The organism is Lentzea sp. NPDC036949 (assembly GCF_055608075.1).
Genome location: NZ_JBVJRA010000002.1, coordinates 614,167 through 634,845 on the forward strand (window position 1 = coordinate 614,167; position 20,679 = coordinate 634,845).

At 71.0% G+C, this 20,679-nt stretch carries 16 protein-coding genes and 1 pseudogene; 8 read left to right on the forward strand and 9 right to left on the reverse strand.

Going from position 1 to position 20,679, the window contains the following annotated elements:
* Nucleotides 1-50: 50 nt before the first annotated feature.
* Nucleotides 51-1,262: an FAD-dependent monooxygenase gene (locus tag ACZ7CD_RS08700; protein WP_470378656.1), complete on the forward strand. Its 1,212-nt coding sequence runs from the start codon at nt 51-53 to the stop codon at nt 1,260-1,262.
* 21 nt (nt 1,263-1,283) lie between these two features.
* Here the strand turns inward: ACZ7CD_RS08700 and ACZ7CD_RS08705 are convergent, their stop codons facing one another.
* Nucleotides 1,284-2,942 (reverse strand): M14 family metallopeptidase, encoded by a 1,659-nt coding sequence (locus tag ACZ7CD_RS08705; protein ID WP_470378657.1) that lies wholly within the window; start codon nt 2,940-2,942, stop codon nt 1,284-1,286.
* Between the two features lie 181 nt (nt 2,943-3,123).
* Nucleotides 3,124-3,712, reverse strand: a pseudogene (locus ACZ7CD_RS08710) (DinB family protein).
* 182 nt (nt 3,713-3,894) lie between these two features.
* Here ACZ7CD_RS08710 and ACZ7CD_RS08715 point away from each other — a divergent pair.
* Both ACZ7CD_RS08715 and ACZ7CD_RS08720 read left to right on the forward strand, forming a co-directional pair.
* Nucleotides 3,895-4,821 (forward strand): helix-turn-helix transcriptional regulator, encoded by a 927-nt coding sequence (locus tag ACZ7CD_RS08715; protein ID WP_360394856.1) that lies wholly within the window; start codon nt 3,895-3,897, stop codon nt 4,819-4,821.
* Nucleotides 4,814-5,389, forward strand: coding sequence for a pyridoxamine 5'-phosphate oxidase family protein (locus tag ACZ7CD_RS08720; protein ID WP_360394549.1), 576 nt, complete (start codon nt 4,814-4,816; stop codon nt 5,387-5,389). The genes ACZ7CD_RS08715 and ACZ7CD_RS08720 overlap by 8 nt, the downstream gene beginning before the upstream one ends.
* Here the strand turns inward: ACZ7CD_RS08720 and ACZ7CD_RS08725 are convergent.
* Nucleotides 5,386-6,675 carry a M20/M25/M40 family metallo-hydrolase gene (locus ACZ7CD_RS08725; protein ID WP_470378658.1) on the reverse strand — a complete coding sequence of 430 codons (1,290 nt, stop codon included), beginning with the start codon at nt 6,673-6,675 and terminating at the stop codon, nt 5,386-5,388. The two genes, ACZ7CD_RS08720 and ACZ7CD_RS08725, sit on opposite strands and share 4 nt — an antisense overlap.
* Before the next feature lie 88 nt (nt 6,676-6,763).
* Complete coding sequence (locus tag ACZ7CD_RS08730) at nt 6,764-7,591, reverse strand: M55 family metallopeptidase (protein WP_470369261.1); 828 nt, start codon at nt 7,589-7,591, stop codon at nt 6,764-6,766.
* A 44-nt stretch (nt 7,592-7,635) separates the two neighbouring features.
* Here ACZ7CD_RS08730 and ACZ7CD_RS08735 point away from each other — a divergent pair, with 44 nt between their 5' ends.
* The 5 genes from ACZ7CD_RS08735 to ACZ7CD_RS08755 all read left to right on the forward strand — a co-directional run bounded on the left by ACZ7CD_RS08735 (nt 7,636) and on the right by ACZ7CD_RS08755 (nt 15,183).
* Complete coding sequence (locus tag ACZ7CD_RS08735; RefSeq protein ID WP_360394540.1) at nt 7,636-9,393, forward strand: ABC transporter substrate-binding protein; 1,758 nt, start codon at nt 7,636-7,638, stop codon at nt 9,391-9,393.
* A 1-nt stretch (nt 9,394) separates the two neighbouring features.
* On the forward strand, nt 9,395-10,345 hold the full coding sequence (locus ACZ7CD_RS08740; protein ID WP_360394538.1) for an ABC transporter permease: 951 nt from the start codon (nt 9,395-9,397) through the stop codon (nt 10,343-10,345).
* Nucleotides 10,342-11,166: an ABC transporter permease gene (locus ACZ7CD_RS08745; RefSeq protein WP_360394535.1), complete on the forward strand. Its 825-nt coding sequence runs from the start codon at nt 10,342-10,344 to the stop codon at nt 11,164-11,166. Before ACZ7CD_RS08740 ends, ACZ7CD_RS08745 begins: the two co-directional genes overlap by 4 nt.
* A 4-nt stretch (nt 11,167-11,170) precedes the next feature.
* Complete coding sequence (gene nikE / locus ACZ7CD_RS08750) at nt 11,171-12,697, forward strand: ABC transporter ATP-binding protein (RefSeq protein ID WP_360394532.1); 1,527 nt, start codon at nt 11,171-11,173, stop codon at nt 12,695-12,697.
* A gap of 368 nt (nt 12,698-13,065) precedes the next feature.
* Nucleotides 13,066-15,183 carry a choice-of-anchor P family protein gene (locus ACZ7CD_RS08755; protein WP_470378659.1) on the forward strand — a complete coding sequence of 706 codons (2,118 nt, stop codon included), beginning with the start codon at nt 13,066-13,068 and terminating at the stop codon, nt 15,181-15,183.
* Here the strand turns inward: ACZ7CD_RS08755 and ACZ7CD_RS08760 are convergent, their stop codons facing one another.
* The 5 genes from ACZ7CD_RS08760 to ACZ7CD_RS08780 all read right to left on the reverse strand — a co-directional run bounded on the left by ACZ7CD_RS08760 (nt 15,184) and on the right by ACZ7CD_RS08780 (nt 20,483).
* On the reverse strand, nt 15,184-16,221 hold the full coding sequence (locus tag ACZ7CD_RS08760) for a GrpB family protein (protein WP_458432253.1): 1,038 nt from the start codon (nt 16,219-16,221) through the stop codon (nt 15,184-15,186).
* A 33-nt stretch (nt 16,222-16,254) separates the two neighbouring features.
* Nucleotides 16,255-17,127: a non-homologous end-joining DNA ligase gene (gene ligD, locus ACZ7CD_RS08765; protein WP_360394522.1), complete on the reverse strand. Its 873-nt coding sequence runs from the start codon at nt 17,125-17,127 to the stop codon at nt 16,255-16,257.
* Nucleotides 17,117-18,559 carry a non-homologous end-joining DNA ligase gene (gene ligD / locus ACZ7CD_RS08770; RefSeq protein WP_470378660.1) on the reverse strand — a complete coding sequence of 481 codons (1,443 nt, stop codon included), beginning with the start codon at nt 18,557-18,559 and terminating at the stop codon, nt 17,117-17,119. The genes ligD (ACZ7CD_RS08765) and ligD (ACZ7CD_RS08770) overlap by 11 nt, the downstream gene beginning before the upstream one ends.
* A complete protein-coding gene (gene ku / locus ACZ7CD_RS08775; protein ID WP_360394517.1) occupies nt 18,560-19,387 on the reverse strand; it encodes a non-homologous end joining protein Ku in 828 nt (275 codons plus the stop codon).
* Between the two features lie 118 nt (nt 19,388-19,505).
* On the reverse strand, nt 19,506-20,483 hold the full coding sequence (locus ACZ7CD_RS08780) for a tyrosine-type recombinase/integrase (RefSeq protein WP_360394514.1): 978 nt from the start codon (nt 20,481-20,483) through the stop codon (nt 19,506-19,508).
* Nucleotides 20,484-20,679 lie beyond the last annotated feature (196 nt).

Here is a 20,679-nt window from a genome sequence, read left to right on the forward strand (position 1 = left end):
GCTAGCCTCACACCAGGTCACTTACCGACCGTTAAGTAAGGGGGTGTGACGTGCGGGTTCTGGTTTCGGGGGCGAGCATCGCGGGTCCGGTGCTGGCGTACTGGCTCACGCGGTACGGGCACGAGGTGACGGTGGTGGAACGGTCACCGGTGCTGCGCAAGACCGGCGGGCACGCGGTCGACCTGTTCGCCCCGGCGATGGAGATCTCCGAGCGCATGGGCGTGCTGGAGCGCATCGAGTCGATGAAGACCGGCACCGAGCGGCTGACGTTCCTGCGCGAGGGCACGCGCCGGCCGATCAGCGGGGACGCGACGAAGCTGTTCGCGGCGGCGTCGGACCGGCACGTCGAGGTCATGCGCGATGACCTCAGCGAGGTCTACTACGACGCCACGCGCGCCGACGTCGAGTACGTCTTCGGCGACTCGATCGCCTCCATCACCGAGGGGGACGTGACGTTCGAGGCCGGTGCGCCGCGGCGGTTCGACCTGGTGATCGGCGCGGACGGGCTGCACTCGAACGTGCGGCGGCTGGTGTTCGGCGAGGTGGCGAAGCGGTTCACCGGCGCGTACCTGGCGGTGTTGTCGGTGCCGTGGGAGCTGGGCGTGCCGGGGGCGATGACCGGGCACATCGGGCCGGGGCGCAGTGCGGCGCTGTACGGGGCGCGGCACCTGGGCGACGCGCGGGCGGTGTTCCTGTTCCGCCGCGAGCGCGAGCTCGACTACCACCACCGCGACGTGGCGCGGCAGAAGCAGCTGCTGCGGGAGGCGTTCACGGGCCTGCACCCGGAGGTCGACTCGTGGCTGGGGCACCTGGACGGCGAAGGGGCGTTCTACTTCGACTCGATCACCCAGCTGCGCGAGGACACGTGGTCGCGCGGGCGGGTGGGGCTGGTCGGCGACGCCGCACACTGCCCCGGGCCCGCGGTCGGCGGGAGCACGAGCCTGGCGGTGCTGGGCGCGTACGTGCTGGCCGGGGAGCTCGCCGGCGGCGACCACGTGGCGGGGTTCGCCCGCTACGAGCGGGAGATGCGCGGCGTGGTGCACGCGAGCCGGGAGTTCGCGCTCGGCATGGCCAGGACGCTGATCCCGCGGTCGCGGCTGGGGGTCACGGGGCTGGTGCGCGGCATGCAGGTGGCGACGTCGCTGCCGGTGTGGCTGGTGCGGCCGCTGGCCAAGCTCAACTCGAAGGGCGTGCGGCTGCACGACTCGATGGTCGTGCGCGACTACGGCCCTCAGGGCGCCGGTGTGCTGCCGGCGCCCTGAGGGACCGCTTCGGTCAGCCGGTCAGAACTGCAGGCTCCACTTGTCGAGGAACCCGGTGTCCTGGGCGGCGTTGTCGTTCACCCGCAGCTGCCAGGTGCCGTTGGCGACCTCGCTGGAGGCGTTGACGGTGTAGGTGGTGTTGATGTTGTCCGTGCCGCCGCCGGAGCGGTTGTGCAGCACGTAGGCGGTGCCGTCCGGTGCGACCAGCTCGACGCGCAGGTCGCCCTGGTAGGTGTGCTTGATGTCGACGGCGACCTTGAGGGTCGACGGGGCGTTGCCCGCCACCTCCGACACCGCGATCGGGGAGTTGACCGTGGCGTTGTCCTTGATCTGGAAGTCCGTGGCGTTCTCGAAGTACTTGCCGGTCGGCGGGGGCGTGGTACCGCAGTACTGCGCCTCCTTGCCGATCGCCTCGTACGGGCAGTCCGCGCGTTCGAGCAGCTGCAGCACGGCCTCCTTGTTGCGGGAGGTCTGGGCCGGGATGACCTCGTCGGGCGGGTAGAAACCGCCGCCGCCGGCGCTGCCGGGGTACATCTCGAAGGTGTAGGCGAAGATGCCCTGCGTGCCCCACAGCCAGTCCGGGATGGACCCGTCGGTGATGTAGAGGTCGCTGGACTGCTCGGGCGTGTAGCCGTTGCTCTGCGCCATCGACTGGCCGATGGTGGCGAAGGTGTCGCGCTGGTCCTGGGTCAGGCCCGGTGCGATGTCGTCGTAGGTCCAGCCCCACGGCCACAGGATGAGCTCGCTGTAGGTGTGGAAGTCGATGGACGCGGTGATCTGCTGCTTGCCGCCGACGTTGCGGCCGCGCACGAAGTCGGCCACGACCTTGACCTCGGGCGCGGACTCCGCGCTCGGCCCGCGGTAGGTCTCACTGCCGGTGCTGCCCGACGACCCGCCGCAGCAGCCCCACTTGTAGGCCCAGTTGCGGTTGAGGTCGGTGCCGACGTTGCTGGAGCCGGCGTTGGGCTGGCGGTTCTTGCGCCACGACCGGTAGGTGCCGGTCGCGATGTCGTACTCGCCGCCGTCGGGGTTGACGTCCGGGATGATCCAGATCTCGCGGCTGTCGACGAGACCCTTGATCCGCGCGTCGGTGGCGTACTGGGTGGTGAACTGGGTGACCAGGTACAGCGCCATCTCGACGGTGAGGTGCTCACGGGCGTGCTGGTGGTGGGTGAACAGCACCTCCGGCTCGTTCTCGTCGGTGGTGACGTTGTCGCTGATCTTGAGAGCGACGATGTCGCGGTTCTCGTAGGACTTGCCGATGACCTGCTTGCTGATCAGGTTCGGGTAGGCGGCGACGGCGTTGTTGATCGCCGTCGTCATCTCGGCGTAGTTGTGGTAGTTCGAGTCCGCCGCGGGGAAGTCGAACGGCCCGATGGCGGAGCTCGCCTCCAGCCGCTTGGGCAGCTCGGTGACCTCGAACCCCTGCGCGCGCAGGTTCCTGACCTCACGACCGGTCGCGGTGACCACGACGATGCCGTGTTCCTCGACCGAGTCGATCGCCGCACCGGACTTGGCGACCTTGGTGCGCTGCTCAGCGGTGCGCACCCCGCTGACCTGGTAGTTCGTCGTCGTTTCGGCCTGGTCGGGGGCCGCGCCGGTGGGCACGCCGCCCATCGCGAAGCACACCGAGGCGGCGACGGTGACCCCGATCAGGGGTCTGAGATGGCTTTTTCGCATGCAGGGCAACCCTTTCGAACCACGGCAGGGACATGGCTCCGCAATGTGTAGTGCGTGTGAAGCCCCGCTGTCATCCCGCCATCCGTATGGCGCCACCTGGTGGAACGGGGCTGACCGTCAACCGAGGTGCTCGCCGCGACGGGGTGCGCCGCCCGCCGCGGGCAGCGCACCCCGTCCGAGGTCAGGCGGTGCGCGCGGCGGCCTCCCTGGCGGCCTGCTCGACGCGGGCGACGTGCGCGGGCCAGTCCTGGCCGTCGGGCAGGTTCGACACGGCCGCGCGCAGGCCGGCGGTGCCGTCGAGGGTCTCGCGGACGATGTCGGCGTGGCCGCAGTGCCGGTTGGTCTCGGCGATCACGTGCACGAGCAGCAGGTGCAGGGTGACGTGCCTGCGGTCCTGCGGCCACCACGGCACGACACCGGGTGCGTCCAGGGGCAGCTCCTCGATGGAGCTGTCGGCGAACGCGGTGGCGCGGGCGTGCAGGGACAGGACGAACTCGCGGGACTCCTCGGCGGTGGCGAACGAACATGTCCGCGTTCGGGTCGCCGTTGTCGATCCAGGGCAGGGTCTCGCCGAAGGGGCGGCCCATGCAGGCGCCGAAGTACTCCTGCTCCACGCCGGCGAGGTGCTTGACCAGGCCGAGCAGGTTGGTGCCGGTGGGGGTGAGCGGGCGGCGCACGTCGTACTCGGACAGGCCGTCGAGCTTCCACAGCAGGGCCTCGCGGGCTGCTTTGAGGTAGTGGTGCAGGTCTGCCTTGGGGTCACGGGACATGGGCGTCACCCTGCCATGATCGACAGGCGGTCCCCCGCGGGTCCGCCTGATGCGTGGTGAGGCGTTGCCGCAGGTCGCCGGGCTCGCTCCGGGGAACCTCCACGCGGACTGTGTTCACGGCTGACACACTGGGAACAATTGCGGAAAGTTTCATTCCGCGTTCGCGGGGAGGGGTGGAACTCGTGCTGGAGACGTCGGCCCGGCTGCTGAAGCTGCTGTCACTGCTGCAGTCCCCGCGCGACTGGACGGGTCCGGAGCTGGCACGGCGGTTGCAGGTGACGACCAGGACGGTGCGCAACGACGTGGACCGGCTGCGCACCCTGGGCTACCCGGTGCACGCGACACCCGGGGTGACCGGCGGGTACCGGCTGGGCGCGGGAGCGAGCCTGCCGCCGTTGCTGCTCGACGACGACGAGGCGGTGGCGGTCGCGCTGAGCCTGAGCACGCAGGACTCCGAGACCGCGGACCGGGCGCTCAAGAAGCTGGAGCAGGTCCTGCCCTCCCGGTTGCGCCACCGGGTCTCGGCGGTGCGGGAGCACAGCACCGGCACGAGCGCGGAGCCGGACCCGGACGCGATGGTGACGATCGTCGACGCCTGCCGGGCACGGGAGCGGTTGCGGTTCGACTACGTGGCGTTCGACGGCACCGAGGACCGCCACGAGGTCGAGCCGCACCGGCTGGTGCACGCGCGGGGCCGCTGGTACCTGGTGGCCTGGGACGTGGCGCGGCAGGACTGGCGCACGTTCCGCGCCGACCGGGTGCGGCCGCGGGTGCCGGCCGGGCCGCGGTTCACGCCGCGGGAGCTGCCGGACCTGGAGACCCACCTGGCCCAGGGCCTGGCCACGGCGGCGTGGCGGTGGCGCACGACGGTGCTGGTGCACGCGCCGGCGGCGGAGATCGCGGCGAGGGTGCCGGCGGCGCTGGTGGAGGCGGTGGACGAGCGCACGTGCCGGGTGACGGCCGGGTCGGACACCCCGCAGGTGCTGGCGGTGCACCTGGGAATGCTGGACGCGGAGTTCGAGGTGGACGGTCCGCCGGAGCTGGTTCAGCACCTGGGAAAGACGGCTGACAGGTTCCGCAACGCCGTCGATACTGCCGGGCATGGGTAAGAGCTACGAGCGCATCGAGCCGCGACTGCGGGAGTTCATCGAGGACCAGAAGGTGTTCTTCGTGGCGACGGCGCCGCTGGCCGGGGACGGTCACGTGAACCTCTCGCCCAAGGGCCGCGCGGGCACGCTGCGCGTCCTCGACGACCGGACGGTGGCGTACCTGGACTTCGGCGGCAGCCACGCCGAGACGATCGCGCACGTGCGGGAGAACGGCCGGATCACGCTGATGTGGTGCGCGTTCGACGGGCCGCCCAATATCGTGCGCGTGCACGGCCGCGGCGAGGTCGTCTTCCGCGACGACGCGCGTTTCACCGAGCTGGTCACCGGCTTCGGCGACGCGGACGGGCCGGGGCTGCGGGCGGTCGTCGTGGTGCACGCGGAGCTGGTCAGCGACACCTGCGGGTTCGCCGTGCCGTTCATGGACTACCGCTGCGAGCGCACGCTGCACGCGGACTACTTCGGCCGCAAGTCCGACGAGGAGTTCCGCGAGTACACCGGGAAGAAGCCGACGAACGTCGCGAGCATCGACGGCCTGCCCGCGGTGCCGCTGCCCCTGCCGCCGCGTTAGGACATCAGGAACCGGTCGAGCACGCGGGCACCGAACTCCAGGCCCTCGACGGGGACGCGTTCGTCGACACCGTGCGCCATGGCGCGGTAGTCGTACCCCCGCGCGGGCAGCAGCAGCGGCGCGAAGCCGTAGCAGTGGATGCCCAGCTTGCTGAACGCCTTGGCGTCGGTGCCGCCGCCCAGGCAGTACGGGACGACGACGGCGGAGGGGTCCTCGTCGCGCAGCGCCTCGGCCATGGCGGTGAACCAGGGTGTGTCGACCGGCGCCTCGACCGGTGCCTGGCTGTTGATCAGCTCCCTGGTCACGCCGGGGGCGAGCAGGGAGTCGATGGTGGCGAGGACCTCCTCGACGGTGCCGGGCAGGGTGCGCACGTCGAGCTCGGCGGTGGCGGTGCCGGGGATGACGTTGACCTTGTAGCCGGCGTCGAGCACGGTCGGGGTGGTCGAGCAGCGCACGGTGTTCTCGACGAGCTTGGCGGCCGGGCCCAGGCGGGCGACGGTGGCGTCGACGTCGTCGAGGTCGACCTCGACCCCCAGTGCCTTGCCCGCGCCGACCAGGAACGCTTCCGCGGTCGGGGTGAGCACGACGGGGTGGCGGTGGGCGGCGATGCGGGCGAGGGTGGTGACCAGGGCGGTGACGGCGTTGTCGGGGTTGCGCCGCGACCCGTGCCCGGCGCGGCCGGTGGCGGTGAGCCGCATGTGGGAGGTGCCGCGCTCGGCGGTGCCGACCGGGTACAGCCGCACACCGTCGACGTCGTAGGAGAACGCCCCGGACTCGCTGATCGCGGCCTGCACCCCGGAGAAGTGGCCGGCGTGGTGCTCGACGAGCCAGTGCGCACCATAGGCGCCCAGGTCCTCCTCGTCGGCGACGAACGCGAGCACGACGTCGCGGCGGGGGCGGCGGCCCTCGGTGTGCCAGCGGTGCACCACGGCCAGCGTCATGGCGACCATGTCCTTCATGTCGACCGCGCCGCGGCCGTGGACGAACCCGTCGCGGATCTCGCCGCTGAACGGGTCGAAGCTCCACTCGGCGGGGTCGGCGGGCACCACGTCGAGGTGGGCCTGCACCAGGACGGCGGGCAGGCCGGGGTCGGTGCCGGGGATGCGGGCGAGCACGTTGGTGCGCCGCGGCGCGGGTTCGAGCAGCGTCGGCACCACGCCGCTGTCGTGCAGCACGGCCGCGACGTGCTCGGCGGCCTCGCGTTCGCCCCGGGACTCACCGCCGCCGCGGTTGGTGGTGTCGAAGCGGATGAGCTGCGCACACAGCTGTGCCACGTCCAACGTCATGGGGCCACCGTAACCACAGGTGCCTCGTGAGAAGGTCACGGCACCCACGATCCGGGACGATCGCACGCACCGGGTGTGCGGCGGGGGTTCAGCCGTAGATGCCCTCGATCGCCCCGGCGGCCACGTGCGTGACGACCTTGAACGCCTTCATCGCCTCGGTCATCGACACCGCGTCGAACCCGACCCGCCGCACCCCGACGAGCTCGACGGTCGGCACGACCGCGGCGGCGTCGGCCAGGTGGGTGGCGTCGAACTCCACCTCGACGCGATGCGCCGCCACGGCACCGTCGGCACGCCCGGCGCGTGCCATCGACAGCGTCGCCGCCTCGGTGATGCGGGAGTGGGCCACCGCGGGCGGCAGGCACACCGCGGCGTAGCGCGACACGCACTCCTTCACGGCCACGAGCTGCGCGCCGGGCGCGTAGGCGCGGGCGTCGGCGCAGGTGCGGTCGTCGCCGGTGACCATGAGCACCGGCACCCCGTGCTCGGCGGCCAGTGCGGCGTTGAGCAGGCCCTCGGAGGCCAGGACGCCGTCGAGCCACACACCGGTGACGGAGTTCTCCAGGTAGGTGTGGGCCAGCACCCCGGTGTCGCCCGCGGCGGCGTGGTAGCCCAGGAACACCACCCCGTCCACGCCCGAGTCGACGCCCTGCATCATCGACAGCGGCTTGTGGCGGCCGGTGAGCAGCCGCGCGGCCGGGTGCAGCTCCTCCAGCAGCAGGTTGCGCTGCGAGGAGTGGGCCTCGTTGACGAGCACGTCGGTCGCGCCGCCGGCGACAAGGCCCTCGACGCAGGCGTTGACGTCGCCGGTGAACAGCCGCCGGAACCGCTGCCACGGCTCGGTGCCGGGAACGACGTCACCGGTCCAGGTGACGCCGGTGGCGCCTTCCATGTCTGCCGAGATCATGATCCGCACATCTGGGTAACGTAGCGGCGGGCGGCTGGGGAGAGGGGTATTTCGTGCGGGTGAAGTTGTGCGCGTTGGTCGCTGCCGCGACCGTCCTGGGGGCCACGACACCGGCGGCGGTGGCGCAGCAGCCGACGATCCTGAAGGTCGCGATCGTGCAGCAGATCGACTCGCTGAACCCGTTCCTGGCGGTGTTCCAGTCGAGCACCGAGGTCAACCGGCTGATGTACGACTACCTCACCGCCTACGCCGCCGAGGACCAGCGCGTGACCGAGGGGATCGCCAGCCGGTGGGAGACCTCGGCGGACAAGCTCACCTGGACCTTCACGGTGCCCGAGGGCAAGAGGTGGAGCGACGGGCAGCCGATCACCGCCCACGACGTCGCGTTCACCTACACCCTGATGCTGACCGACGAGGCCGCGCGCACCGCCAACGGCAGCTTCGTCGCGAACTTCGAGTCCGTCACCGCCACCGACGACCGCACCGTGGTCATCAGGACCAAGGCACCGCAGGTGACGATGCTGGCGCTGGACATCCCGATCGTGCCCCGGCACGTGTGGGAGGAGGTGACCGGCGTCAAGGACTACGCCAACGACCGGATGCCCGTCGTCGGGTCGGGGCCGTTCGTGCTGACCGAGCACGTGGCCGGGCAGTTCATCAAGCTCAAGGCCAACAAGGACCACTGGCGGGGCGCACCGAAGTACGACGAGCTGCACTTCGTGTACTTCCAGAACTCCGACGCCGCGGTGCAGGCACTGGGCAAGGGCGAGGTCGACCTGGTCAACCGGATGGCACCGGCCCAGTTCGACTCGCTGGCCGGCCGGCAGGGCGTGACGCGCAACAAGGCGCAGGGCCGCCGGTTCACCGAGCTGCTGATCAACCCCGGCGCCGCCACCCGCTCGGGTGAACCGATCGGCGACGGCAACCCGGCGCTGCGCGACGTGCGGGTGCGGCGGGCCATCGCGCAGGCCGTCGACATGGACGCGCTGGTCTCCCGGGTGAACCTCGGCTACGCCGAGCGCGGTGCGGGCCTGGTGCCACCGGTGTTCGCCAAGTGGCACTGGCAACCGAGCGAGCAGGAACGCCGCAGGTACGACCCGGCCGCGGCCAACGCCGCCCTCGACGCCGCCGGTGTCGCGCGCAAAGCCGACGGGACCCGGTTGGCGCTGCGGCTGATGGGCCGGGCCGGACGCGCCTATGACGAACAGGCCTCGGAGTACCTGAAGCGGTCGCTGGGCGAGGTCGGGATCGCACTGGACGTGCGGCTGGTGTCGGACAACCAGCTCAACGAGGCCACCACGGCCGGCACCTACGACCTGGCGTTCTCCGGCTGGGCCACCAACGTCGACCCCGACTTCGTGCTGAGCCTGCACACCTGCGGGCAGCGTCCCGGCGCGGACGGCAAGGGCGGCACCACCGACGCCTACTTCTGCGACGAGACCTACGACCGGCTCTACGCCCGCCAGCTCTCGGAGTTCGACGAGTCCAAGCGGATCGAGCTGGTCAAGCAGATGCAGGCCCGCTTCTACGACCAGGTGCCCGCGGTCGTGCTCGCCTACGACAACGCCCTGGAGGCCTACCGGTCCGACCACGTCGCCCGCTTCACCACGCAACCGGCGCAGGGCGGCGTGATCATGGCGCAGAACGGCGTGTGGGGCTACTACGGCGCCGAACCCGCCGACCGGGCGGCGACGACGGCGACGGTGAGCCGCACGGCACTGGTCATCGGCGGCGTGGTGCTGCTGGGGCTGGTCGTGGTGGTGGTCGCCGTGGTGGCGCGGCGGCGGGCGACGGTGGGGGAGCGCGAATAGCGTGCGGCTGCTCGGTCGGCTCGGCGGTGCTGCGCTGAGCCTGGTGATGGTGGCGGTGCTGGGGTTCTTCCTGTTCCGCGTGGTGCCCGGCGACCCGGTGGTGTCGATGACGCGCGGACGGCCGACGACCGCGGCGATGCAGGCCGAGCTGCGCGCGCAGTTCGGCCTGGACCGGCCGCTGCTGGAACAGTTCTGGACCTACTTCACCGGGTTGCTGCGCGGTGAGCTGGGCACGTCGTTCACGTTCCGCCGGCCGGTGGCCGATGTGATCGCCGAACGCCTGGGCCCGACGCTGCTGCTGGTCGGCACCGGCACGCTCATCGCGGTGCTGCTGGGCCTGTGGCTGGGCATCCGGGCGGCGTGGAAGCGCGACACGGCGTTCGACCGGGTGACGACCGGGGTGTCGCTGACGCTGTGGGCCGTGCCGACGTTCTGGCTCGGCATGCTGCTCATGATGGCCACCGGCGACCTGTTCCCCTCCCGCGGCATGCGCGACACCGACACCGCACCCGACTTCCTGTCCCAGGCACTGGACGTCGGGCACCACCTGGTGCTGCCGTCGCTCACGCTGGTCGCGGTCGTGGCGGCGGAGTACATGCTGGTGATGCGCTCGTCGCTGCTGGAGGAGATGCACGCGCCCTACCTGACCACGGCACGGGCCAAGGGGCTGCGCGACGACCTGGTGCGCCGCCGCCACGCGGTGCCCAACGCGGTGCTGCCGGCGATCACGCTGGTGTTCCTGCGGTTCGGACTGGTGGTCGGCGGGGCGATCACGACGGAGACGGTGTTCTCCTGGCCGGGGCTGGGGCTGTTGTTCTACGACGCGCTGACCGGGCCGGACTACTTCCTGCTGCAGGGGCTGCTGGTGGTGACGGCGGGCGGGGTCGTGGTGATGAACCTGCTGGCCGACCTGCTGCACGGCGTGCTGGACCCACGGGTGAAGGTCGTATGAGGGTGATGCTGTCCCACCGCTCGGGTGTCGCGGGCGCGGTGGTGCTGCTGGTCGCGGCGGTGGTGGCGGTGCTCGCGCCGTGGCTGGTGCCGGCGGAGGCGCTGGACGTGACGCGGGTCAGCGCACGGGCCTGGCAGCCACCGGACGCGGCCGCGTGGCTGGGCACCGACCACACCGGCCGCAGCGTGGCCGCCCTGGTCGTCTCCGGTGCGGGCACGTCGTTGTTCGTCGGGCTGACCGCGGCGGTGCTGTCGGTGGGCATCGGCACGCTGGTGGGCATCACCAGCGGGCACTTCGGCGGGCTGGTGTCGGGGGCGTTGCTGCGGGTCACGGACTTCTTCCTGGTGCTGCCGGCACTGGTGCTCGCGATCGCGCTGTCCACGGTGCTGCCGCGCGGGCTGGGCACGATCGTGCTGGCCATCGGGCTGACGAGCTGGCCGTCGACGGCGCGGATGGTGCGGGCGCAGACGCTGACGATCGAGGCGCGGCCGTTCGTGGAACGCGCCCGCGCCCTGGGCGGCGGGCACCTGCACGTGATCGGCCGGCACGTGCTGCCCTCGGTGGTGCCGCTGGTGCTGGTGAACACGACGCTGGCGGTGGCGTCCTCGATCGTGGCGGAGTCGACGCTGGCGTTCCTCGGGCTGGGCGACCCGACCCGGATCTCGTGGGGCGCGATGCTGCACCAGGCGCAGCTGCACGGCGCGGTGCCGCAGCGGGCGTGGTGGTTCCTGTTGCCGCCGGGAGTGGCGATCGTCGTGGTGGTGCTGGCGTTCACGCTGGTCGGCCGCGCCCTGGAAGCCGTTGTGACACCGAAGAGGTGACCTGGTGCTGGAGCTGAAGAACCTCACCGTCCACTACGGACCCAAGCGGGTCGTCGACGACGTGAGCCTCACCCTGGCCGCCGGGCGGACGCTGGGCCTGGCGGGGGAGTCGGGGTCGGGCAAGTCGACGCTGGCGATGTCGGTGCTGCGGCTGCTGCCCAAGACCGCGCGGGTCGAGGGCGAGGTGCTGCTCGACGGCGAGGACGTCGCGGCGATGTCGTGGGGCCGGCTGCGAGCGGTGCGGTGGGCATCGGCGTCGGTGGTGTTCCAGGGGGCGATGCACTCGCTGAACCCGGTGCGCCGCGTCGGCGAGCAGATCGCCGAACCGATGCGCCTGCACCACACGCCCGGCAACGTCCGGGAGCTGCTGGAACAGGTCGAGCTGCCGGCCGGCAAAGCCCGCGCCTACCCGCACGAGCTCTCCGGCGGGCAGAAGCAGCGGGTGATGATCGCGATGGCGCTGGCGTGCTCACCGCGGCTGGTGATCGCCGACGAACCGACCACCGCACTCGACGTCGTGGTGCAGGCCCAGGTGCTGGCACTGGTCACACGGCTGGTCACCGAGCAGGACCTGAGCCTGCTGATGATCAGCCACGACCTGTCGGTGCTCGCGCAGACCTGCGAGGACCTGGCGGTCATGCACCGCGGCGCGCTCGTGGAACGCGGCGGCACCCGCACGGTGATCGCGAACCCGCGCCACCCGCACACCGCGGCGCTCGCGGCGGCGTTCCCGGTCATCGGCGACCCCGCCCACCGCTGGACCGAGCCCGCGGAAGACCCCCCGCGGCCACTGCTGCAGGTGCGCGACCTGCGCGTGGACTACGGCCGGACCCGCGCGGTCGACGGCGTCGACCTGGAGGTCGGCCACGGGGAGATCGTGGCGCTGGTGGGGCAGTCCGGCTCCGGCAAGACGACTCTGGCCCGCGCCATCATGGGCCTGCGGGCACCGTCCTGCGGCACGGTGGTCTTCGACGGCGCCGAGGTGCCCCGCTCGGGCCGGGCGCTCAAGGCGTTCCGCCGCCAGGTGCAGCTCGTGCTCCAAGACCCCGCCAGCGCCCTGAACCCCCGCCACACCGTCTACGCCGCCGTCGCGGAGGGACTGCGCGTGCACGGCCTGGCCGACGACGAACACGCACAGGTCACAACCGCCGTCGAACGAGCCGAGCTGCGGCCCGCGACGGTGTACCTCGACGCCGTGCCGCACGAGCTGTCCGGCGGCCAGCAGCAACGGGTGGTGATCGCCGGCGCCCTGGTGCTGCAACCCCGCCTGCTGGTGGCCGACGAACCGGTCGCCTCCCTGGACGCCTCGGTGCGCGGCGAGATCGTGGCGCTGTTGCTGCGGCTGCGCCGCGAGCTGGGCCTCGCTTCCCTGATCATCACCCACGACCTCGGGCTGGCGTGGCAGATCGCCGACCGGGTCGCGGTGATGCACCAGGGCAAGATCGTCGAACAGGGCCCGGTCGAGCAGGTGCTGCTCAACCCCGAACACGACTACACCCGCACCCTGGTCCGCGCGGTACCGCGCATCTGAGGCGCTGCACCGCCCCCGCCGAGATCGGCAGGGGCGGCGTGGACCGCTGCGACCGCACCCACCGGCGGCCGCGGGTACAAGCCGCCGATCAGCTGTTCGTGCCCCACGATCCGCCCAACCTCCAGCGCGAGCAGCGCCCACTGCCGCATCGCGGCGGCCTCCCGCCCACCGACCTGCCCGGACCCGGCACCCCCACCACCACGACCGGTGCTCCTTCCCGGCACCGCACACCCACCGGGCCGGAACCGGCATTGGTCCGAACAGGCCGACTACCGGTGCAAAGCGGTGATGGTGTGTATCCGAACGCCCGCGTGCGATCTCCTTCCGATCGGTCGGGGAACAGAACCCAACGAGCGGAGACCACGCGCATGAGACCCACCCTCACGGTCGGCACCGCACTGGTGACCACCGTGGCCTTGGCCCTGCCCGCGCACGCGGCCACCGGCAACCTGCCCGGCGGCACCAGCATCGGCGTCACCATCACCAGCCCCGCACCCGGCACCCTGGTCGTACCGGGCCCCGTCACCGTCACCGGCAAGGCCACCATCGGCACCGGCGTCGCGATCGTCGACACCGCGCTGACCTACGTCCTGGACGTGTCCGGCTCCACCGCCTCACCCGTGGCCGCCGGCTGCGGCGGAGACCACAACGGCGACGGCCAGCCCAACACCGTCCTGGACTGCGAGGTCGCCGCAGCCAAGGCCCTGCACGCCAAGGCCGCCGTCCCCAACACCGTCGTGGGCAGCGTCGGCGCCGCCGTGTTCGGCACCGACGGCACGCCGGTCGACGTCAGCCCCGCCGCCGGCGAGCAGAAGACCGCCGCCCCCGCCGCCGACACCAACGGCAACGGCACCCCCGACGTCATCGAGGCGGTGACCACCGCCCGCTACGGCGGCGTCGGCCTGTTCACCGACCACAGCTTCCCCAGCGGCACCAACTACACCGCCGCGCTGACCGCCGGACTCGCCTCCGCCACCGCCGCACCGCAGCAGCGCAAGCTCATGGTGTTCCTGTCCGACGGCGCCGGTGCCGGCTCCGTCGACGCCCAGCTGCAGCAAGCCGTCGCCGCCGGCATCACGATCTACACCTTCGCCGTGTCCAACGGCGTCGCCTGCGACCTCGCCGGCTCGCAGAGCTCGTTGCGCAAGATCGCCGAGACCACCGGCGGCACCTGCACCGAGGTCCCCGACGTCTCCCAGCTGCCCGACCTCGTCCCCGGCGTGATCGCCTCCAAGCTCACCCAGCTCACGCTCACCGTCGACGGCGGCGCCGACCTGCCCGTCACCGCCATCACCCCGGCCCTGCCCCAGGACGGCCCCGCCACCGTCGACTACACCGTCGACACCCCGGCGCTGACCGCGGGCACCCACCAGCTGTGCGTCACCGCCCGCGGCACCGACGGCGGGGGACCGGGCAGCGTCACCGAATGCACCACCGTGCGCGTCAACGCCCCACCCGTCGTGCTGCCCGGCGGCCCCTACGCCGGCCAGGAAGGCACCGACGTCACCCTCGCCGGCACCGTCACCGACCCCGACGGCCCCTCGCTGACCACCTCCTGGACCGCCACCCCGCAGTCCGGTGTCGACGCGGGCGCCACCTGCACCTTCGCCGACCCCACCGCCCAGACCACCACGGTCAGGTGCACCGATGACGGCGTGTGGACCCTGCGGCTGACCGCCGACGACGGCCTCAACCCGGCCGTCTCCACGACCACGACGCTCACCCTGACCAACGTCGCCCCGAACACCACCCTCACCGCCGACAAGACCCTCGCCACCCGCGGCACCACCGTGAACTTCACCGCACCGTTCACCGACGTCGCCGCCAACGACACCCACACCTGCACCTTCGACTACGTCGACGGCGGCGCGCCGGAGAACGGCACCGTCAACCACAGCGCCAAGACCTGCACCGGCTCACACGCCTTCACCACCCTGGGCGTGCACAACGTCCTGGTGACCGTCACCGACGACGACGGCGGCTCCGCCACCGCGGTGCTCACCGTCGTCATCTACCTGCGCGGCGAAGCATGGGCCCTCTCGGCCAGCGGCCTGATCACCGTCGCCAAGACCCCGCACGCCACGTGCCCGCCCAACGAGGACAAGACCATCGCAACGGTCAACGTCCTGGGCCTGGCGTCGGTCAACGCCCTGCACGCCGACTGCACCCTCGACCCCACCACCGGCCGCACCCGGGCCAACGCACGCGTCGAGGGCGCCACGCTGCTCGGCGGCGCCATCCAGCTCAACGCCGTCGAAGCCTCCTGCACCAGCGACTCGAGCGGCATCACCGGCACCTCCAAGGTCGGCAGCCTCAACGGCCAGCCGATCGGCTCCGCACCCGCCACCATCGGCATCCCCGGCGTCGCCACCGTCCACCTCAACGAAACGACCACCGGCCCCGGCGGTCAGCTGACCCAGACCGCCGTGCGCGTGCAGACGCTGCTCGGCCAGCAGATCGTCATCAGCGCGTGCCGCCTGGGCTGATCAGGCCAGCGCCCGCAGGATGATCCGCTCCACCACGCGCGTCTTGGCGTCGGCGTAGTCCTGGACCCGGTCCCAGGTCCGCCCCGCCAAGACGCGCTTGGTCCGCTCGTACTCCTCCCGGTCCGCCGGGTGGGAACGCAGCCGGTCGCGGAACACCAGCATCCGGTCGACCTCCTCACAGGCAGGGGAGAACACGTGCAGGTTCACGTCCGGCCCGTGGTCGCGCAACAACCGGTGCTCGTACCAGCCGTGCTCCCGCAACCGCAGGTAATAGCCCGCCGCCACCAACGCCGGCACATAGGCGTCCTCGTCGTTCGAGTCCGCCACCACCAGCAGAACATCGATCAACGGCTTGGCCGCCAACCCCGGCACCGACGTCGACCCCACGTGCTCCAGCCGCAGCACCGCCGCCCCCAGCGCACCCCGGATCCGCCGCGCCTCCCGCTCGTACCAGCCCGGCCAGTCCGGGTTGTAGTCCTCCAGCACGACCTGCCCCGACCCCACCGGCGACTCCGTCACGAACTCCACGTCGTCCGACGGCAACCGCCACGCCACGTACGCGCGTTCCAGGATCTCCAGCACGACCTCGTTCTTCGCCGCCGCGTAGTCGCGCACCCGCTCCCACTGCCGCCCGGCGAGCTCCCGCTTCACCCGCGCGTACAGCGCACGGTCCTCGTCGTTCACGCGCAACCAGTCGCGGAACACCCGATGCCGCCGCACCTGCGCACACCCCCGCGCGAACACGTGCAAGTTCACGTTCGTGTCCGGCCCCTTGAGGATGCGGTGGTGGTGCCAGTCGTCCTCCCGCACCACCACCCGATACCCCACGGCCTCCAACGCCGGCACGTACGACGCCTCATCCGCCGCGTCCGCCACCACCAGCATCAGGTCGACCACCGGCTTCGCGCACAACCCCGGCACCGACGTCGACCCCACGTGCTCCAGCTCCGCACCCGGCACCGCCCCCAGCACCCGCGCACGCTCCCGCTCGAACAACCCCGGCCACGCGCAGTCGTACTCCACGAGCTCGACGTCCACGACACACCCCCTCGTAGGCAGTCGGCCAGAATATCAACCCCCGAACAGGTCACCCACCGCATCAACCCGCGCCAGCACCTCATCCGCCGTGAACACCAGGTCCTCCACCACCCGGCACTCCTCGACCTCGTCCCACGTCACCGGCGCCGACACCGTCGGCCGCTCCCGCGCCCGCAACGAGTACGGCGCCACCGTCGTCTTCGCCGGGTTGTTCTGCGACCAGTCGATCAGCACCTTCCCGGTGCGCTGCGCCTTCGCCATCGTCGACACGACCAGCTCCGGGAACTCCCTCGCCAACCGCCGCGCCACCCCCTTCGCGTACTCCGACGTGTCCTTCGCCGGCGCGTACGCGTACACCTGCATCCCCTTGTTGCCCGACGTCTTCGCCCACGAGTCCACACCGTCGTCGTCCAGCACCGTCCGCACCAGCTCCGCCACCCGGCAGCACTCCACCACCGTCGCCGGCGCCCCCGGATCGAGGTCGAACACCAGCAGGTCCGGATCCCGCTTCCCACCCCGCGGACCCACCGTCCACTGCGGCACGTGCAACTCCAACGCCGCCAGGTTCGCCAGCCACACCACCGTCGCCAACTCGTCGACCAGCACGTAGTTGACCGTCTCGTTGCCCTTCGTGCTGCCCGGCGACTCCAACCGCACCGTCCGCACCCACTCAGGACGGTGCTGCGGCGCGTTCTTCTCGAAGAACCACTTCCCGTCCACCCCGTTCGGGAACCGCTTCAACGTCACCGGCCGGTCCTTCAGGTGGGGGAGCAGCACCGGCGCGACCCGCGTGTAGTAGTCGATCACCTCACCCTTGGCGAACCCGAACCCCGGGTACAACACCTTGTCCAGGTTCGTCAGCTTCAGCACCCGGCCCTCGACCCGCACCGACACCTCACCGCTCACCCCGCGTCACCTCCCCGGGCGTCTTGTCCGGCCGCAACCCCCGCCACGCCGGGAACCGCATCCGCCCGTCCGGTGTCCACTGCCGGAACACCACCTCCGCCACCAGCTCCGGCTCCACCCACTTCGCGCCCCTGGACCTCTCCCTCGGCATCTCCGTCACGAACGGAGACGACCTGCGCGCCAACGCCTTCAACCGCGGCGTCAGCACCGCCAGCTCCGCGTCGCTGAACCCCGTGCCCACCGACCCCGCGAACGCCAGCCCGCCGTCCTGCGGAATACCCAGCAACAACGCACCGATCACCCCCGCACGCTTGCCCTCACCCATCCGCCAGCCCCCGATCACCACCTCCTGCGCCATCAGATCGGTGATCTTGCGCCACACCGGCGACCGCAACCCCGGCTGGTACACCGAGTCCAGCCGCTTCGCCACCACACCCTCCAGACCCTGCTCCCGGCTCGCCGCCAGCACCGCCGCCCCATCGGCGTCGTACGACGGGGGAGTGAGCCAGTTGGGCCCCCTCAGCTCCAGCTCCCGCAGCAACTCACGGCGCTGCCGAAAAGGCAACGACACCAACGACCGGCCATCCAGGTGCAACAGGTCGAACACCAACAACGTCACCGGGTACTGCCGCGCCGCCCGCCGCGCCGCATCCGACTTGCTCACGTGCATCCGGTTCTGCAACGCGCTGAAACTCGGCCGCCCGTCCCGCAACGCCACGATCTCCCCGTCCAGCAACGCCTCCGTCGACCCCAGCTGCGCACCCACCGCCTGCAGCTCCGGATACGCCACCGTGATGTCGTTGCCCAACCGCGACCACGCCTGCACCCGGCCACCCTCGACCCGCAGGATCGCCCGGACACCGTCCCACTTGAACTCGTATGCCCACTCGTCGTCATCATCAGCAGGCAGCGGACCCGGAACCGCCAGCATCGGCTTCACCTGCTCGGGCAACACCTGCCAGTCCGGCCGCGCATTCGCGTACCGCCGCTTCACCATCCAGTTCTTCCCGTCCCCACCCGACCGGAAGAACACGAACTGACCCTCGACCCGACCCCCGCGCAGGACCACGTCCACCTCGCGGTCCGACCACTTCACCGTCTCGTACCGGCCCCGGTCCCAGATGACCATCGACCCGCCGCCGTACTCACCCCTCGGGATCTCACCCGAGAACTCCGCGTACTCCAGCGGGTGGTCCTCCGTGCGCACCGCCAGCCGCACCACATCCGTCGTCGGCGGCAACCCCTTCGGCACCGCCCACGACACCAGCACCCCACCCCGCTCCAACCGCACATCCCAATGCAGGCTCGACGCGTGGTGCTCCTGAACCACAAACGTGTCATCGTCACCACGGGGGAGAACCGCAGCACCCGGCACGGGCTCCGGCGTCCTGGCCGGATCCCGCTTGCGCCGGTACTCGTCGAGCCCGGCCATCTACGCCGACGAAGCCTTCTTCTTCGGAGCGGCCTTCTTCGCCGACGCACCCTTGCGCCCGGCCTTCGCCTTCTCCACACTCCGCTCCAAAGCCGTCATCAGGTCGATCACATCGCCCTTGTCCTCCGACTCCGGCTGCTCGGGCAACTCCGCACCCTCCGCCTTCGCCGCGATGACCTTCTCCAGAGCATCCCGGTAGTCATCGGTGAACGAGCCCGGATCGAAGTCACCCGCCATCGACTCCACCAACGACGTCGCCATCCTCAACTCCTGCGGACGCACCTCCACGTCCTGCTCCAAGAAGTCGAACTCCGCCCTGCGGATCTCATCCGGCCACAACATCGTGTGCAACACCAGCACGTCATCACGCGCCCGGATCGTCGCCAGCGTCTCCTTCTGCCGGATCGTGATCTTCACGACCGCCAGCTGACCCGTCTTCACCAACGCATCCCGCAACAACACGTACGGCCGCGCCGCCGCCTTGTCCGGCTCCAGGTAGTACGTCTTCTGGAAGTAGATCGGATCGATCTCCTCCGCCGGCACGAACTCCAGCACCTCGATCGACTTGTCGGTCCTCACCGGCAACTTCTCGAAGTCCTCGTTCTCCATGACCACCATCCGGCCGTCGTCCAGCTCATAGCCCTTGGTGATCTCGCCGTACTCCACCTCGTTGCCGCACACCGAACACACACGCTTGTACTTGATGCGCCCGCCGTCCTCACGGTGCACCTGGTTGAAACGGAAGTCGTGCTCCTCGACAGCCGTGTAGAGGCGCACGGCGATCGTCACCAACCCGAAGGAGATGGCCCCACGCCACACGGATCTCATTCCCACTGAGTACCCCTGAAATGCGGTTTTCGCACCACCACGTCACCCACACGGCCCACCCCACCGGCACCAGGGCAACCCCGACCCACCGAGGCTCCCGCACACCGGTCGAACCCCACTACATGTCCCGCAACGCCCGATACGTCCTATTGCTCGCCACCGCCGCACGCCGCTCCCGCGCCGTCGCCTCGATGTAGTTCTGACTCGTCGCCAAACTCGCATGCCCCAGCAACGCCATGATCTCGCTCGCCGACGCCCCGTCCTCCGCCAACCGCGTCGCGAACGTGTGCCGCAACGCGTGCAGGTTCGCCCCCGTCGGCACCCGGTCGTGCAACCCCGCCCACCGGAAACACGACTTCACCAGGTACTCCAACCCACCCCGCCCGATCGGCTCACCATGCCGATCCCGCAACAACGCACTGTCCCGGTCGAACCGCCCCTGCGGAAACCGCCGCCGGCAACTCGCCAGGTACGCCTCCACGATCCGCTCCATCGGCGGCTCGATCGGCACCGACCGGTCCCGGTTCCCCTTGCCCTTCACGTGCAACCGCCGATCACCCTCCCGCCCCACGACGCTCGCCAGCGTCAACGTCCGCATCTCCGCACTGCGCAACCCCGCCACCAACCCCAGCGCGATCACCAGCACGTCCCGCTCCGGCCACGGGTCACGCCCCTTGCGCGCCCCCTCCGCGGCCGCCGTCAGCAACTGCTCGGGCGTGTCCTCACCCCGCAACGGCTTGGGCACCAGGGGAGGGGTCTTCGGCCGCGCCACCGCACCCATCGGGTTGCCCGCGATCAGGTCCTCGGCCACGCAGAACGTGAGGAACTGGTTCCACGTCGACCAGGCCCGCAGCACGGAGCTCTTGGCGTGCGTGTCCGCGAACAACCCGAAAGCGTGACGCAGGTTGGCGCCCGTGAGGTCCTGCACGACGAGGTCCTCGACGGGGGAGGAGAGGGTCTCGGCCAGGAGTGCGGTCACGCCGGCGAGATCCCGCTGGTAGGCCGCGGTGGTGTGCGGCGAGTCCTTGCGGGTCCGGCGGGCGAGGAAGAAGGCGTCCTGCGCGGCGAGCACGTGCATATGGATCTTGTACCGCACAGCACCGACAATTCCGCGTTCTGTGCTGGATAATGGCGATTATGCATCAAATGTCCGTTTCGCCGGACTCCGGCGGCGGGCGGTGGCACGGTCGGTGGCGCCGGAGTTCCTCGGGGAGCCCGCGTCACGATTCACCGGTTCGCGCGTCTCTTCCACAACCAGTCGATGCCGACCGCGCTCCGGCATCGCCGAGGTT

What these genes read in the sequence shown, in the direction of transcription:
- ACZ7CD_RS08705 (WP_470378657.1), bottom strand. Translation starts at nt 2,942, where the DNA reads ATGCGAAAAAGCCATCTCAGACCCCTGATCGGGGTCACCGTCGCCGCC.
- ACZ7CD_RS08720 (WP_360394549.1), top strand. Translation starts at nt 4,814, where the DNA reads ATGGGTAAGAGCTACGAGCGCATCGAGCCGCGACTGCGGGAGTTCATC.
- ACZ7CD_RS08725 (WP_470378658.1), bottom strand. Translation starts at nt 6,675, where the DNA reads ATGACGTTGGACGTGGCACAGCTGTGTGCGCAGCTCATCCGCTTCGAC.
- ACZ7CD_RS08745 (WP_360394535.1), top strand. Translation starts at nt 10,342, where the DNA reads ATGAGGGTGATGCTGTCCCACCGCTCGGGTGTCGCGGGCGCGGTGGTG.
- ACZ7CD_RS08755 (WP_470378659.1), top strand. Translation starts at nt 13,066, where the DNA reads ATGAGACCCACCCTCACGGTCGGCACCGCACTGGTGACCACCGTGGCC.
- ligD (WP_470378660.1), bottom strand. Translation starts at nt 18,559, where the DNA reads ATGGCCGGGCTCGACGAGTACCGGCGCAAGCGGGATCCGGCCAGGACG.
- ku (WP_360394517.1), bottom strand. Translation starts at nt 19,387, where the DNA reads ATGAGATCCGTGTGGCGTGGGGCCATCTCCTTCGGGTTGGTGACGATC.